16 protein-coding genes are annotated in these 13727 nt (G+C 64.3%); 5 read left to right on the top strand and 11 right to left on the bottom strand.

The window, feature by feature from the left end; translation table 11 throughout:
* Positions 1–47 precede the first annotated feature (47 nt).
* Positions 48–1109 (top strand): zinc-dependent alcohol dehydrogenase family protein, encoded by a 1062-nt coding sequence (locus tag PHA81_RS10795; RefSeq protein WP_273836778.1) that lies wholly within the window; start codon positions 48–50, stop codon positions 1107–1109.
* Here the strand turns inward: PHA81_RS10795 and PHA81_RS10790 are convergent, their stop codons facing one another.
* From PHA81_RS10790 to PHA81_RS10775, 4 genes are all read right to left on the bottom strand, one after another.
* Positions 1110–1856: an amino acid ABC transporter ATP-binding protein gene (locus PHA81_RS10790; RefSeq protein ID WP_273836777.1), complete on the bottom strand. Its 747-nt coding sequence runs from the start codon at positions 1854–1856 to the stop codon at positions 1110–1112. It abuts the gene before it with no gap.
* Positions 1853–2683: an amino acid ABC transporter permease gene (locus PHA81_RS10785; RefSeq protein ID WP_273836776.1), complete on the bottom strand. Its 831-nt coding sequence runs from the start codon at positions 2681–2683 to the stop codon at positions 1853–1855. Before PHA81_RS10785 ends, PHA81_RS10790 begins: the two co-directional genes overlap by 4 nt.
* 40 nt (positions 2684–2723) lie before the next feature.
* Positions 2724–3731: a basic amino acid ABC transporter substrate-binding protein gene (locus PHA81_RS10780; RefSeq protein ID WP_005043796.1), complete on the bottom strand. Its 1008-nt coding sequence runs from the start codon at positions 3729–3731 to the stop codon at positions 2724–2726.
* Between the two features lie 175 nt (positions 3732–3906).
* Positions 3907–4392 (bottom strand): COX15/CtaA family protein, encoded by a 486-nt coding sequence (locus PHA81_RS10775; protein ID WP_049910184.1) that lies wholly within the window; start codon positions 4390–4392, stop codon positions 3907–3909.
* 226 nt (positions 4393–4618) lie between these two features.
* Here PHA81_RS10775 and PHA81_RS10770 point away from each other — a divergent pair, with 226 nt between their 5' ends.
* On the top strand, positions 4619–6877 hold the full coding sequence (locus PHA81_RS10770) for an NADP-dependent malic enzyme (protein ID WP_273836774.1): 2259 nt from the start codon (positions 4619–4621) through the stop codon (positions 6875–6877).
* Between the two features lie 45 nt (positions 6878–6922).
* Here PHA81_RS10770 and npdG read toward each other — a convergent pair whose 3' ends face one another.
* From npdG to PHA81_RS10750, 4 genes are all read right to left on the bottom strand, one after another.
* On the bottom strand, positions 6923–7588 hold the full coding sequence (npdG, locus tag PHA81_RS10765) for an NADPH-dependent F420 reductase (protein WP_273836773.1): 666 nt from the start codon (positions 7586–7588) through the stop codon (positions 6923–6925).
* Positions 7589–7628: 40 nt separating this feature from the next.
* Positions 7629–7832 carry a hypothetical protein gene (locus tag PHA81_RS10760; protein ID WP_273836772.1) on the bottom strand — a complete coding sequence of 68 codons (204 nt, stop codon included), beginning with the start codon at positions 7830–7832 and terminating at the stop codon, positions 7629–7631.
* A 101-nt stretch (positions 7833–7933) separates the two neighbouring features.
* Positions 7934–8812, bottom strand: a complete 879-nt coding sequence (locus tag PHA81_RS10755; RefSeq protein WP_273836771.1) for a TIGR01548 family HAD-type hydrolase — start codon at positions 8810–8812, stop codon at positions 7934–7936.
* Positions 8809–9291 (bottom strand): UPF0146 family protein, encoded by a 483-nt coding sequence (locus tag PHA81_RS10750; protein ID WP_337958929.1) that lies wholly within the window; start codon positions 9289–9291, stop codon positions 8809–8811. Before PHA81_RS10750 ends, PHA81_RS10755 begins: the two co-directional genes overlap by 4 nt.
* A 39-nt stretch (positions 9292–9330) precedes the next feature.
* On the opposite strand from PHA81_RS10750, the gene PHA81_RS10745 reads away from it, so the two are divergent.
* The gene (locus PHA81_RS10745) at positions 9331–9852 is read left to right on the top strand and encodes an archaemetzincin family Zn-dependent metalloprotease (protein WP_005043787.1); all 522 of its coding nucleotides are present in this window, start codon (positions 9331–9333) and stop codon (positions 9850–9852) included.
* Positions 9853–9885: 33 nt separating this feature from the next.
* On the opposite strand, the gene PHA81_RS10740 is transcribed toward PHA81_RS10745, so the two are convergent.
* From PHA81_RS10740 to PHA81_RS10730, 3 genes are all read right to left on the bottom strand, one after another.
* Positions 9886–11223, bottom strand: a complete 1338-nt coding sequence (locus PHA81_RS10740) for a tryptophanase (RefSeq protein ID WP_273836770.1) — start codon at positions 11221–11223, stop codon at positions 9886–9888.
* A 100-nt stretch (positions 11224–11323) separates the two neighbouring features.
* Positions 11324–11719, bottom strand: coding sequence for a PIN domain-containing protein (locus tag PHA81_RS10735; RefSeq protein ID WP_273836769.1), 396 nt, complete (start codon positions 11717–11719; stop codon positions 11324–11326).
* Positions 11716–11967 carry an antitoxin VapB family protein gene (locus tag PHA81_RS10730; protein WP_273836768.1) on the bottom strand — a complete coding sequence of 84 codons (252 nt, stop codon included), beginning with the start codon at positions 11965–11967 and terminating at the stop codon, positions 11716–11718. The genes PHA81_RS10735 and PHA81_RS10730 overlap by 4 nt, the downstream gene beginning before the upstream one ends.
* Before the next feature lie 364 nt (positions 11968–12331).
* Here PHA81_RS10730 and PHA81_RS10725 point away from each other — a divergent pair, with 364 nt between their 5' ends.
* Positions 12332–12580 (top strand): hypothetical protein, encoded by a 249-nt coding sequence (locus PHA81_RS10725; RefSeq protein WP_273836767.1) that lies wholly within the window; start codon positions 12332–12334, stop codon positions 12578–12580.
* A gap of 39 nt (positions 12581–12619) precedes the next feature.
* Positions 12620–13561: a Fic family protein gene (locus tag PHA81_RS10720; RefSeq protein WP_273836766.1), complete on the top strand. Its 942-nt coding sequence runs from the start codon at positions 12620–12622 to the stop codon at positions 13559–13561.
* Positions 13562–13727: the final 166 nt, after the last annotated feature.

Here is a 13727-nt window from a genome sequence, read left to right as displayed (position 1 = left end):
CCGCGACGGTCGGCGAGGCTTTTGACCGTCCGGGACGAACGCCGCGCATGCGCGCCGCAGTCCTCCGCGAGTACGGCGAACCGCTCGCGATCGAGTCGATCGCGCCGCCCGATGTCGAGAACCACGGAGCCGTGGTCGCGGTCGAGGCCTGCGGCATCTGCCGGAGCGACTGGCACGCGTGGCAGGGCCACGGCGAGTGGGCCGACGACAAAGTTCCTCGTGGGCAGATCCTCGGTCACGAACCCGTCGGCCGGATCGTCGAAACCGGCGATCACGTTACGCCCTTCGAGGGCGGCGAACGCGTCGCGGTGCCGTTCAATCTCGGGTGTGGTGACTGCGGGGCGTGCGTGACCGGCCACGGGAACGTCTGTCCCGACGATCGCGCGCTGGGGTTCGAGCCCGCTGCACCAGGCGCGTTCGCCGAGCGGGTTCACGTCCCCCATGCCGCGTACAACCTCACGGCACTCGGGGAAAGCGTCGCGCCGGTCGACGCGGCAGCGCTCGGCTGTCGGTACGTCACGGCGTTCAACGCGCTCGTCCGCCGCGCCGACGTCGCGGCCGGCGAGTGGGTCGCGGTGTTCGGCTGTGGCGGCGTCGGACTCTCGGCGGTGCAGATCGCGAACGCGCTCGGCGCACGGGTCGTCGCGGTCGACGTCGACAACGCGACTCTCGACCTTGCGAGCGAGATCGGCGCAACCGAGACGGTCAACGGAGCAGAAACGAACGACGTGCCGGGAGCGATCGCGGCACTCACCGACGGCGGCGCGCACGTCACGATGGACGCGCTCGGGCGGCAGGAGACGTGCCGCGACGCGGTCGAGAGTCTCCGGCGGCGCGGCCGTCACGTCCAGGTCGGGCTCACGACCGACGCCGAGCGCGGCGAGATCGCGCTGCCGACCGACGCGATCGCCCGGGGAGAGATCGACTTTTTAGGAGTTCGCGGCCTGTCGCCGACGGGCTACGACGAGGTGCTCCGCCTCGTCGAGAGCGACGTTCTCGACCCCGGCCGCCTCGTCACGCGCGAGGTCGGACTCGACGACGTTTCCGATCGGCTCGCCGCGATGGACGAGTACGAAACGCGGGGGATCGAGGTCGTCACCGAGCTGTAGTCAGAGCAGCCGCGAGAGGAACTGCTGGCCGCGTTCGGTGTCGGGATCCGAGAAGAAGCGTTTCGGCTCGCTGGTCTCGACGATCCGACCCTCGGACATCAAGACGACGCGGTCGCCGACCTCGCGGGCGAACCCCATCTGGTGGGTCACGACCATCATCGTCATCCCATCCTCGGCGAGGCCCCGCATCACTTCGAGCACCTCGCCGACGAGCTCGGGGTCGAGCGCGCTCGTCACCTCGTCGAACAGCATCACCTCGGGCTCCATCGCGAGCGCACGGGCGATCGCGACCCGTTGTTGTTGACCACCCGAAAGCGCGTTCGGGTAGGAGTCGGACTGGGCCGAGAGCCCGACTCGATCGAGCAGTCCCTCGGCGCGATCGGTGGCCTCGGCCTTCGAGAGTCCGCGCACCTTCATCGGGCCGAGCGTGACGTTTTCGAGCGCGGTCTTGTGGGGGAAGAGGTTGAAGCTCTGGAACACCATCCCGATGCGCTGGCGGAGCCGGTCGACGTTCGCGCCCGGAGCCGAAATGGACTCGCCCGCCAGTCGAATGTCACCCGACTGGATCTCCTCCAACCTGTTTGCACACCGCAGCAGCGTCGACTTCCCGCTGCCGCTCGGGCCGACGACGACACAGACCTCCTGATCGTCGATCGCGAGATCGATGTCCGTCAGCACGTGTGCCTCGCCGAAGTACTTGTTCACGCCCTCGAACTCGACGAGCGACGCGTCGTATGACCGGCTCATCGTCGATCACTCGCGGGATCGGCGCGCGCTTCGAGATAGCTGACGAGCTTGCCGAGCGGGATGGTGATCAGGAGATACGCGACCGCGACGATGACGATCGGGGTCCACGCATCGAAGTTGTTGCTGTTGACGTTCCGGAACGCGCTGATGAGCTCCGGCACCGCGATCACGGTCAGCAGCGAGGTGTCCTTCACGAGGATGACCTGGTCGTTACCGATGGCTGCCAAGGCGTTGCGCCACGCCTGCGGCAGCACGACCTCGCGCATCGACTGGATGTACGAGAGCCCGAGCGACCGGGCGGCCTCCATCTGACCGTCCGGCACGGCCTCGATACCGCCGCGGATCGCCTCGCCGATGTACGCCGCGTGGTTCAGCGTCAGCCCGATGATGGCCGCGGGCACCGCGAAGTTCGTGATCGGGAACGCGCCCGGCGGCCAGAACGTCGGCACGCCGAGGAAGATGACCATCAACTGAAACAGCAGCGGCGTTCCGCGGAAGAACTCGATGTACCCGCGCGCGATCGCTCGCGTGAACCGCGTCTGGGAGACACGCCCGAGACCGACGGCGACGCCGGCGATGACCGACAGCACGCTGCTGATGACGACGATGCGAAGCACCGTGATGAACGCATCGGTGAACTGTGGGTAGACCACCTCCACGAGGAGGTCGAAGTCGACCTGCACGATCACGATGTACGCGAGAAACGCCGCGACACCGAGGGTGAACACGCCAGCGACGGCGACACCGACCCACTTCAGCGTGTTGTCGTTGAGCAACCGATTCCCGGTATCGTCCGTCGTGGTCGCGTCCGAATATGACTCGGTCATTGATGATGGTTAGCAGGACGCAGTGATAGCTGTTGGTGGTTCAGGCGTCGAAGTACTCGTTGTAGATCTCCTCGTAGGTGCCGTCGTCCCTGATGGTCGCGATCGCCTCGTTCACCCGCTTTTTGAGGTCATCGTCGTCCTTCCGGAAGGCGATACCGTACTCCTCGACGGTGAGGGTGAGATACGGCGGGGCGTTCTTGCCCTGATCGGCGGCCTCGCCTTCGCCCTCGACGAACCGGGCGATGTCCGAGTTCTCGTCGACGAACTGGCCGTTGACGGTGTTGTCGTTGATGACCGCGACGACCTGGTTGTTGTTCAGTGCGCTGAACGCGCCGGGGATCTGGTCGTAGGACTGGATGGTGAGGTCGCCGTCGAACTCCTCTTTCAACCCCTCGGCAGCGCCCTCGCCGGTCGTCCCCTTCTGGACGCCCACGCTCTTGCCTTTCAGGTCCTCCTTCGCGGAGATATCGCTGTTCTGGAGCACGACGATGGTCTGATACGCCGTGAAGTACGGGTTCGAGAAGTCGACCTTCTGTGCGCGCTCGTCGTTGATCGTCATCGCGCTCATGATGACCCGGAAGTTACCGTTGTTGAGCGACGGGATGATGGTGTCGAACGCGGTGGGTTTGAAGTTCGGCGTCATGCCCAACTGTTCGCCGAAGACCGCATCGGCGATCCCGACGTCGAACCCGACGAGTTCGTCGTCGTTCGTGCGATACTCGAACGGCTTGTACGGGATGTCCGAGCCGATCACGATGGTCTCTTGTTCGGCCGAATCACCGCTCTCGTTCCCGTCACTCCCGTCGCCACCGCTCTCGTTTCCACTTCCACTGCCGTTTCCGTCACTCGCGTTGTCACTGCTTCCGTTGCCGCCGTCCCCGCCGCCACTACCGTTGGTACCGCCTCCACCGCCACCGCTCTCGTTTCCACCATCGCTACCGTTTCCGTCGCCACCACCACCGACACAGCCGGCGAGCGATAGTGCCGCCACACCCGCGCCAGTCGCCCTCAGATACCCGCGTCGCGTCGTCAGATCGTTACGATCCATACCCTGCGTGAGGATAACGAACGTTTCAACCTTTCGCCGGCGTCACTCCGTGAGTCGGACGAGAGCGTTTCCAGAAACGCGCATCGACGAGCGACCCTGGACACTGGATCACAAAAACGGGATGTTAGTTCAGCGCCGGGCGACCGAACGGCGAGAAACAGGATCGGGGAGCGCCTCAGTCGTCAGCGCTCATCCCGGTGGCGGTACCGGCGCTCGTTGGGTTGGTGTCGGGCGTTTCGTACGCCCACACGGTGGTGGCGATCAGGGCGGCGAAGATCACGAGGGCGGCGGCGTGGTGAGTTACCTGGACCAGCGCGGTGTAGATCGTCACGGTGGCCCCGCCGAGCAGGACCTGCACCGGCAGCACGACGAGCGCGACCGTGCTCGCGATGCGGGTCCGGCGGCTCTTCCCGTCCCGCCACGCCACGTAGGTCGTCCCGAGGATGAAGAATCCAGTGATCATCGCGACGAGGCGGTGGAACCACTCGATGAAGCTCGGCCAGTTCGCCGGGAACAGCCCGAACACCGCGCCGTTGCACAGCGGCCACCGCGCCCCACACGACAGTCCCGCGCCCGCCGCGGCGGTGTACACCCCGAGCAGGATGAGCGCGAACGTCATGCCGGTGGTGACGGCAGCCAGGTGCCGAAATCGGAGTCCCATCGACGGAACTCCGTCCTGAGCGCACTTATCCTTGTCCAACCAATTGTCGGAACCCACGGAGAAACCGACTCGCCGGACGACTTCCTCCATCAGAAAAACAACCATATCCTCGCTGACCGTCACCATGCCGTCGGCGTTCTGCTACGGAGCACGAACTACGTAGTTCGTCGATCGTCGAAAATCGCTTTCGGATAGATTTTTTACCCCGTCCCCGAAGAGGGTCGGCATGGGACTGGACGAGGACTCGCTGGAGTACCACCGACAGGAGCCGCCGGGCAAGATCGAGATCGCCACCACCAAACCCACCAATACCCAGCGAGACCTCTCGCTGGCGTACTCGCCGGGGGTGGCCGCGGCCTGTGAGGAGATCGCCGCCGACCCCGACGATGCCTACACCTACACCGCCAAAGGGAACATGGTGGGCGTTATCTCCAATGGATCGGCAGTGTTGGGCCTCGGCGACATCGGCGCGCAGGCCTCCAAACCCGTGATGGAGGGGAAAGGAGTTCTTTTCAAACGCTTCGCCGATATCGACGTCTTCGACATCGAACTCGACGAGGCCGACCCCCAGGAGATCATTCGAACCGTCGAAGCGATGGAGCCCACCTTCGGTGGCATCAATCTCGAAGACATCAGCGCGCCCGAATGCTTCGAGATCGAGGAGAGCCTGCGAGAGTCGATGTCGATCCCCGTCTTTCACGACGATCAACATGGAACGGCGATCATCTCCGGCGCGGCGCTGCTGAACGCCGCCGACATCGCCGACAAAGACCTCGAGGAGTTGGAGATCGTCTTCTCGGGAGCGGGCGCGAGCGCGATCGCCACCGCACGATTTTACGTCTCGCTCGGTGCGCGTAAGGAGAACATCACGATGTGTGACTCCTCGGGGATCATCACCGAAGAACGCGCCCAGCATGGCGACGTCAACGAGTTCAAACGCGAGTTCGCTCGCGACGTTCCGGAGGGCGATCTCGCGGACGCGATGGCGGGCGCGGACGTCTTTGTCGGGTTGTCGATCGGCGGACTCGTCGACGAGGAGATGGTACGCTCGATGGCGAGCGATCCCATCGTCTTCGCGATGGCCAACCCCGACCCTGAGATCGGCTACGAGCAGGCCAAAGCCGCCCGCGACGATACAGTCATCATGGCGACCGGCCGGTCGGATTACCCCAACCAGGTCAACAACGTGCTGGGCTTCCCCTTCATCTTCCGGGGCGCGCTCGACGTCCGCGCCACCGAGATCAACGAAGCCATGAAGGTCGCCGCCGCCGAGGCGCTCGCGGAGCTCGCCCAGCAGGACGTGCCCGACGCGGTGGTGAAAGCCTACGGCGACCAACCACTTCAGTACGGCCCCGACTACATCATCCCGAAACCCGTCGATCCCCGCGTCCTCTTCGAGGTCACGCCCGCGGTGGCGCGGGCGGCGATGGACTCCGGTGCTGCCCGGACGGAGCTCGACACCACGGAGTACGTCGAGGAGCTCGAAGCCAGGCTGGGCAAATCCCGTGAGATGATGCGCGTCGTCCTCAACAAAGCGAAGGCCGATCCCAAGCGGGTGGTCCTCGCCGAGGGCGACGACGAGAAGATGATCCGTGCCGCCCACCAGATCGCCGAGCAGGGCATCGCCACGCCCGTCCTCATCGGCGACCGGGACCAGATCTGGGCCACGATGGAGTCGCTGGGATTCGACTTCGAGCCCGAGATCGTCGACCCCTACGAAGACGACCTCGAATCCTACGCCGATCGGATCCACGAGCTCAGAAAGCGCAAGGGCGTCACCCGCACCGAAGCGGCCGACCTCGCCCGCGACGAGAACCACCTCGGCAGTGTGATGGTCGAGATGGGCGACGCCGACGCAATGTTGACCGGCCTAATGCACGACTACCCGTCGGCGCTCCGGCCGCCGCTCCAGCTGATCGGCACCGCCGACGACGCCGAGTACGCAGCGGGAGTCTACATGCTGGCGTTCAAAAACCGGGTGGTGTTCTGTGCCGACGCCACCGTCAACCAGGACCCCGACGCGGACGTGCTCGCCGAGATCACGCGCCACACCGCCGACCTCGCCCGGCGGTTCAACGTCGAGCCGCGGGCGGCCCTGCTGTCGTATTCGAACTTCGGTAGCGTCGACAACGAAGGGACTCGCAAGCCTCGCTATGCTGCACAACAGCTCCGCGACGATCCCAGCGCGGAGTTCCCGGTCGACGGCGAGATGCAGGCCGACACCGCCGTCGTCGACGATATCCTGGAGGGTACCTACGGTTTCTCGGATCTCGACGGGCCGGCGAACGTCCTCGTGTTCCCGAATCTGGAGGCCGGCAACATCGGCTACAAGCTGCTCCAGCGGCTGGGTGGTGCGGACGCCATCGGCCCGATGCTGGTCGGCATGGACAAACCCGTTCACGTCCTCCAGCGCGGCGACGAGGTCAAAGACATCGTGAACCTCGCTGGTGTCGCCGTCGTCGACGCTCAGGAGAACGGCGAATAGAAAGGAGTTGAGCGGACGATCGATCCCAGTAGCGCAGTAGCCGTTTCAATCGAACCTCACGCCGAGGTCAGCGAGACCCTCGTTGTTGGCTGCGACGTTGATGAGCAGCGGTGTGAGGCTCTCGACCTCGGGGGCGGCCGCGAGCGGGCCGGCGTCAAGCCCGCGAAGCCCGTCGATGGCGTCGACGAGCGCGGTCACGGTGGCTTTCGCGGCCTCGTCGTCACCGACGACGGGCACGTCCCAGCCGAGATCCGAATCGAGGTCCGCGAGCCGACCGGCGGCGAGGCCGTGGAACGCGCCCACGACTGGGACATCCTCGGGCGCGGCGTCGGCTGCGAGCGCGGTCACGCTCCCGACGCCTGGCGGGTTGTAGTGCATCCCGCCCTCGTCGCGCTGCATCCCGACCGCGGGGCTCACGAGGATGGTGTCGTCGAGCGAATCCGCGACCGCCTCGACGGTGTCGGCGAGGTGATAGGCCGGAACGCACGCGACCGCGACGTCCGCACGATCGGCCGCCATCGGGTTCGCGAACCCGTTTACCTTCGCGTCGATGCCGCGACCCGCGAGTTCGTCCTCGTAGACCGCGGCGCGATCGCGGGCCTTCTCGGGATCGCGCGAGCCGACGACGATCTCGTGGTCGGTGTCGCGCGTCGATCGTAGTGCGAGCCCTTCGCCGATGTCGCCCGTGCCGCCGAGGAGTGCGATCCGCATGGCGTACCCTTCTCCGTGTGGCGAATAAGCGTTGCGAGCGTCACCCGTGGTCGATCGGGTGTCCGCCGCCCTCGTCGCGATAGACACGCCAGTACGAGTACGGAATGCCGACCACCAAAACCGGGATCGTGTAGTAGAGCTGTGTGAACGGGTCGGGTAGTGCGAGGACCGCGCCGAGGAAGAACTCGAGCGCCACGACAGCCAGCGACATCGTGAAGAACTGTCGAAAGCGCGACTTCGCCATGCTATTGTCCCGTTTGATTGGTGAATATGTGTTTCGACGGTGTGACCCGCAAGCTCACGACGCCGCTCGAAATCCGGCTCGCACCAAGCAGGGATGGCCGATTACGTCGGCTCCAGCAGTCCGTCGAGATCGTTCACCGTCTCGACCACAGCCTCCGCACCCGCTCGGTCGAACTTCTCGCGGCCGCGTTCGCCAGTGAGTCCACCGGTCAGCACGCCCACGCCGAGGTATTCGCGGTCGGGGTCGGTCTCGTTCGCGTTCGTTGCCGTCCGGACGTCGTCGAGCGTGTCGCCGACGAAGACCGTCCGCCGGGCGTCGAACGCCTCGGCGAGCGCGACGAGTGCCGTCGGATCGGGTTTGCCGGGCGCGGGGTCGTCCATCGTGAACCGATGGTCGTCGGACACGTCGAGCCCCACCCTGTCGAGCGCGATGTCGGCCTCGGCGGCCGGACGGCCGGTGAGGACGCCGATCGAAAAATCGGTCGTCAGCCAGTCGATCGTCGCCGGATCGACGAGGGTGGGCTCATCGTTGATGAATCCTTCACCGGCGATTTCGGGCTCCGGCTCGCCGCCTTCGAGTTCGCGGTAGAGCTCGCGCCCGAGATAGCGCTGCTGGAAGACATCGCGGAGTCGGTCGCGGCCCCACGTCGCGAGCACGCGCTCGCGTTCGGCGGGTGCGAGACTGTCCGCGACCACCGTCTCGGCGGCGTCGAGCCCGCCGCCCGTTCCCGCGATATGATCCGTGAACTCGTCGATCGTCATGTCGAGGCCCTCGCGCGACGCGAGGACGTGGAGCGCGACCGCGTGAGTGAGTTCCCAGTCGTCGTTGAACCCGCCGGCGTCCTTGAACGCCTGGAGATCGTCCCTCTCGATGGTCTCGTCGTACACCGTCGCGACCGACTCGACGACCGCCCGGCGGTACGAGTCAGCGACGTCCACGAGCACACCGTCGACATCGAGCACGACCGCATCGCCTCTCATGCGCGCTCGCCCCGTCCTCGCCCCGCGTCGCCGCGTGCGCCCCGTCGGTCGGGAGCCCGTACGTTCTCGCCTCGTCTGCTCCCGACAGGGCCGCGCTCGGTCGCCCGGAACAGCGTGCCGCCGGGGAGGGTTTCGGTCGCGGTCGGCACGGTCGGGAACTCGCCGCCGAGCGTAGTGAACAGAAACGAGGCATCGACCTCTCGTGCGAGATCGCGCGCCGGCCGGTGGAGTTCGGGCGGGAGGTTGCGCGCGTAGATCGCGTCGGCGTCGGCGTAGGTTTCGAGGGTGGGGTCAGTCACGTCGTCGCGGACGAACGCGACGCCGTCAGGTACCGAACACGAACGGATATCAGTCGCCGTCACGGTCGCGCCCGTGTCGGCGAGCGCACCGGCGAGTCCGGTTCGCGTGCCGACGCCGACCTCGACGAGCCGATCGAACTCCGCGAGGCGCGCGGCGAGGGCGCGAGTGAGGGGGTTCACGTCGGGGTGTTTATGATTGGGGAGTCCTAATCCCTTCGCATGCACGTCGACATCGTGCCGGTCGGCGACGTCCCCGCGTCGATCACGCGGGCAGCCTCGGCCGGGCTCCGATCGGTCTACGACTGCGACGCCACGCTCCACGACGCCCGTTCGCTCCCGGCTGACGCCTACGACGAGGGCCGCGGGCAGTACCGTGCCGAGGCGTTCATCGAACTCGCGGGTCGGGTCGGCGCGGCCGAGAAGAACATCGCTCTCACCACCCAGGATCTCTTCTACCGCCGGCGCAACTACGTGTTCGGGCTCGCCTACCTCTCGGGCAACGGCAGCGTGGTCTCGACCTACCGGCTCCAGACACCCGCCGACGGCGGCCGCTCCGAACGCACCGAGGACGATGTCTTCTCAGAGCGCGTCCGGAAGGAAGTCGTCCACGAGATCGGCCACACGCTCGGCCTCGAACACTGCGACGACGACCGATGCGTGATGAACTTCTCGCCGACGGTACGCGAGGTCGACGTCAAACGACAGCACCTCTGCGGCGACTGCCAGCAGGTCGTCGACTGACCGCCCGGTAGACGACTCACCGCACCGTCTTTCTCACTCGATCGGTCGAAGTTCGGCGCTGAAGTGGCGCAGTTCCTTCATTTCGGGTTCGTCGACGATCTCGTACCCCGAGAGCTCATCGCGGCGCTCCGCGACCGCCGCGAACGTCTCGGCGACGTGTTCGAGATGGTCCCGGAAATACGTCCGGCGGGGAAGGCAGAGCCGGACGAGCTGGTCTCGTTCGGTTCCGGGGAAGGCGAGTTCGCCGAGTTCGACCCCACGAACGCCGCCCTCGCGGTAGAGCGCGCAGACGAGCGCCTGGCCCGGGAACTCCTCGCGGGGAATTTCAGGCAGGAATGCGCCAGCGTCGACGTAGACCGCGTGACCGCCGGTCGGCGTGCGGATCGGCACGCCGACCTCCTGAAGCAACTCACCGAGTTCGGCGACCTGCTCGACGCGCGATTCGACGTAGGGCTTCTCGACCGCCTCGCGCAGCCCGACCGCCATCGCTTCGAGATCGCGGCCCGCCATCCCGCCGTAGGTGGAGAAACCCTCGTAGAGAATTCCACGCTGTCGGGCCTGTTCGTACAGTTCGTCGTCGTCCGCGCGCACGCCGACGAACCCGCCAACGTTGGCGAGGCCGTCCTTCTTCCCACTCATCACGATCGCGTCGGCGACCGCGAGCTGCTCGCGGGCCACGTCGGCGACGCTTTCGTCCTCGAACTCGGCCTCACGCTGCGTGACGAAGTAGGCGTTCTCGGCGAACCGGCAGGCGTCGACGATGAGCCGTGCGTCGAGGTCGTTCGCGACGGTGCGCGCCGCACGGAGGTTCTCGATGCTGACGGGCTGTCCGGCCAGCGAGTTGTTCGTGATCGTGACGACGACGGCGGGGATCCGCTCTGCGCCGACCTCGCTCGCGAGCTCCCGAACCGCATCGACATCGAGGTTTCCCTGGAATGCGTCCCCCGACTCGCTCTCGATCGGGCAGTCGACGGGCTCGCCACCCGCGTTCGCGATGTGCGCTCGGGTCGTGTCGAAGTGGGTGTTGTTCGGGACGTAATCGCCCTCCGCAAGCAGCGCGCCGTAGAGGACGTTCTCCGCGCCGCGGCCCTGGTGGGCAGGGACGATGCGCGAAAAGCCCATCACGTCTTCGACCGCGGATTCGAGGTGCTGGAAACTCTCGCTGCCGGCGTACGATTCGTCACCGCGGTGTAGCGCCGCCCACTGCTCGTCGCTCATCGCCCCGGTCCCGCTGTCGGTCAGGAGATCGACGAACACCGCATCGGCGTCGAGTTCGAAGGCGTTGTAGCCCGCCTCACGGAGGTGGCGCTCGCGCGTCTCGCGATCGGGGAGTTCGATGCGCTCGACTGCCTTCGCTTTGTACGCTCGCATACGTCGTCTACGGCCGAAAATGTGAAAACGCTATCCAAGGAGAGACGTGGTGAAACGGCCGTTTTCGGCCGTCAGTGAGCGTTTCTGGGTATCGGTGTGATCAGCGATACTCGTCGACATCGAGGACGGCCTTCGTTTCGGGATGGGTGAGATCGCCGTCGCCGGCGACCACCGGCGCGCCGAGCTCGCGGCCGGTGCCGGCGACGAGCGCGTCGACAGCGGTCAAACGAGGTCCCTGCGGATCGATTTCGTCGGCGACCTCGCTCGCGAGATTCGACGTCCGCTCGGTCGTGGGTCGGACGGTTGCCCACGCGAGTTCGGCGCGTGCAGCGGGCAGGTCGGTCCCGCCGTCGACGTGGACCGCTCCGAGCAGGTACTCGGTGTGGACGGGTGCAGGGACGACGAACTCCTCGTCGGCGTGGTCGAGCAGATACTCCCTGGTCGCTGCAACCCCGTGTTCGTAGTCGATCAGAAACGAGGCGTCGAGAACCCTCACTCCTCGTCACCGCGGCCGGCAGCGAAACGCTCGATCCGATCGGCGGATGCCCGTCGGGTAGCGTCGTGAACGTCCGCCATTTTCCCATCCCGCTCGGCCGCTGCGCCGAACCCGGCCAGGAGGTCCCGGTCGTCATCCAGCAGCCGTTCGAGCACGTCATCAAAGCTCTCCTCGGCGCGCTTTCGGCGTTTCAGTCGCTCATAGGTCTTCTCCGACACCCGAACGTGCTTGGTCGCCGTTTCGGCCATGTATACACGTGCGTTTACGACTCGATTCGCTTGAGGCTTCCGGCGCTTGCCGGTGGATTGTAGTGGTTCGAAGATGTGTTCGTGCTTTCCATCATTATAGTTAATTAATTCGAGGGGGTCAACGTGACCGATTCGAAGGGTGTGTTCAGTATACGACCTGGCGTTTTTTGACCACAGCATGCTATTTCATGATCGATTTTATTAGCTACTGCTAAGCAAAGTGTCTCTGTCATGGAGTTCATCGACTAGCCGCGCTCGATCTAAGTAAACCACCTTCGCCGTGTGTTCGCTCTAGCACCGATTGTGGGTTCTGAGAAAACGAATTTGGGTTAGTCTTTTCATTAGGGGAAGCAATTGGGTTCCAATGAAAGACGGATACCTCATCGATACACCAGCGCCAGGGGTCTACCGGCCTGTCGATTCAAGCGCTCGTGTCCCCTTCGCTAAGTTCTACAAACCGGATGCACTCCCGCCAAAGATCGATCTATCGAAAGACGTAATCCAGGCATACGGTCGAGCGATGCACGCACTCGGTCGACTGGATGGATTCTGGAGCGAGATCGAGGACCCAGAGGCCGTCTTTGGATTGTTTGTCTATAAAGAAGCCGAATAATCTTCGCAAGTGGAAGGAACGAGAGTCACTGTCTCGGACATGTACGTCAAGGGCGAAGATTCGAAAGACGTTCGGGAAGCAAGAAACTACGTATCGGCGCTAAACGACGCTGCAAAACAGCTCGCGGAGACCGGTCGATCGCGCCAAAACCTGTCTCTGGACCTGATTCGGAGTCTCCACGCTAACGTAATAGAAAAGGGGCGTACCGACGATAAGGACCCGCTCCCGGGAGAATTTCGGCCAAACTACGCATGGATCAAGGAATCAACAAACGGATACGGAACACGAGTTCGGTTTGTTCCACCGAAAGCAGACATTGCGGTATCGCGGATGAAGGATTTCGAGGACTATCTCCAGTCCGATGGGGACTATCCAGACCTGATCGATATTGGAATTCTTCACTATCAGATCGAAACCATCCACCCGTTCGTCGATGGCAACGGTCGCGTCGGCCGTCTCCTGATCATACTGTTGCTGATGGCAGAAGATGTCCTACTACACCCACTGTTCTATCTCAGTTCGTACATCCGACGGAACCGCGATGAGTACACCGAACTGCTCTTGAGAGTCAACGAAGAAGGAGTATGGAGCGAGTGGCTAGAATTCTTCCTCAACGGGTTGAAAATCCAAGCCGACGAAGCGTTCATCCGTGCGAAACTTCTGCTCCGTCTCCGAAACCGCTACAAGGAAAAGTACGAGGATGCGGCACTCTCTGTACAGAGACTTGTGGAAGTGATCTTTACCGAGCCAGTATTCAGTATAAATCGAGCTGCCGAGCTAATCGACATGACCCCTCCAGCAGCGAACAGCGCCGTTGGGACTCTCGAAGAAGATGGTTTGCTCTGGGAACGAACTGGAAAAGAACGCTATCAAGAGTTCCAAGCCGACGAAGTACTCGACGTGCTAAACAGAGATATTGACGACATTCCCTCTCCGGAGTCGTTCATGGAGCGAGAAGACGCTCGGTTCAAGGGTTGGTGAACCGAGAGAAGAAATGCACAGTTGTTCCGTGGCTGAGACACGCTGTGTGCATCTCGCACGCTGTATTTTCCAACTACAGAGGAACATCCGCACAAAACCACGGATCACACCGATAGTTCGTAGAGCAAGACACGCCTGTCCGCTGGTGCTGTTCGAGCCGCGCTTC

It is taken from the genome of Halococcus sp. PRR34 (genome assembly GCF_028617175.1).
Classification (GTDB): Archaea; Halobacteriota; Halobacteria; order Halobacteriales; family Halococcaceae; genus Halococcus; species Halococcus salifodinae.
This window is presented reverse-complemented; position numbering and strand designations above follow the sequence as displayed.

Bases quoted from the DNA above. Each gene is read 5' to 3' on its own strand.
- PHA81_RS10795 (WP_273836778.1), top strand. From the start codon at position 48: ATGCGCGCCGCAGTCCTCCGCGAGTACGGCGAACCGCTCGCGATCGAG.
- PHA81_RS10790 (WP_273836777.1), bottom strand. From the start codon at position 1,856: ATGAGCCGGTCATACGACGCGTCGCTCGTCGAGTTCGAGGGCGTGAAC.
- PHA81_RS10785 (WP_273836776.1), bottom strand. From the start codon at position 2,683: ATGACCGAGTCATATTCGGACGCGACCACGACGGACGATACCGGGAAT.
- PHA81_RS10780 (WP_005043796.1), bottom strand. From the start codon at position 3,731: ATGGATCGTAACGATCTGACGACGCGACGCGGGTATCTGAGGGCGACT.
- PHA81_RS10775 (WP_049910184.1), bottom strand. From the start codon at position 4,392: ATGGGACTCCGATTTCGGCACCTGGCTGCCGTCACCACCGGCATGACG.
- PHA81_RS10770 (WP_273836774.1), top strand. From the start codon at position 4,619: ATGGGACTGGACGAGGACTCGCTGGAGTACCACCGACAGGAGCCGCCG.
- npdG (WP_273836773.1), bottom strand. From the start codon at position 7,588: ATGCGGATCGCACTCCTCGGCGGCACGGGCGACATCGGCGAAGGGCTC.
- PHA81_RS10760 (WP_273836772.1), bottom strand. From the start codon at position 7,832: ATGGCGAAGTCGCGCTTTCGACAGTTCTTCACGATGTCGCTGGCTGTC.
- PHA81_RS10755 (WP_273836771.1), bottom strand. From the start codon at position 8,812: ATGAGAGGCGATGCGGTCGTGCTCGATGTCGACGGTGTGCTCGTGGAC.
- PHA81_RS10745 (WP_005043787.1), top strand. From the start codon at position 9,331: ATGCACGTCGACATCGTGCCGGTCGGCGACGTCCCCGCGTCGATCACG.
- PHA81_RS10740 (WP_273836770.1), bottom strand. From the start codon at position 11,223: ATGCGAGCGTACAAAGCGAAGGCAGTCGAGCGCATCGAACTCCCCGAT.
- PHA81_RS10730 (WP_273836768.1), bottom strand. From the start codon at position 11,967: ATGGCCGAAACGGCGACCAAGCACGTTCGGGTGTCGGAGAAGACCTAT.
- PHA81_RS10725 (WP_273836767.1), top strand. From the start codon at position 12,332: ATGAAAGACGGATACCTCATCGATACACCAGCGCCAGGGGTCTACCGG.
- PHA81_RS10720 (WP_273836766.1), top strand. From the start codon at position 12,620: ATGTACGTCAAGGGCGAAGATTCGAAAGACGTTCGGGAAGCAAGAAAC.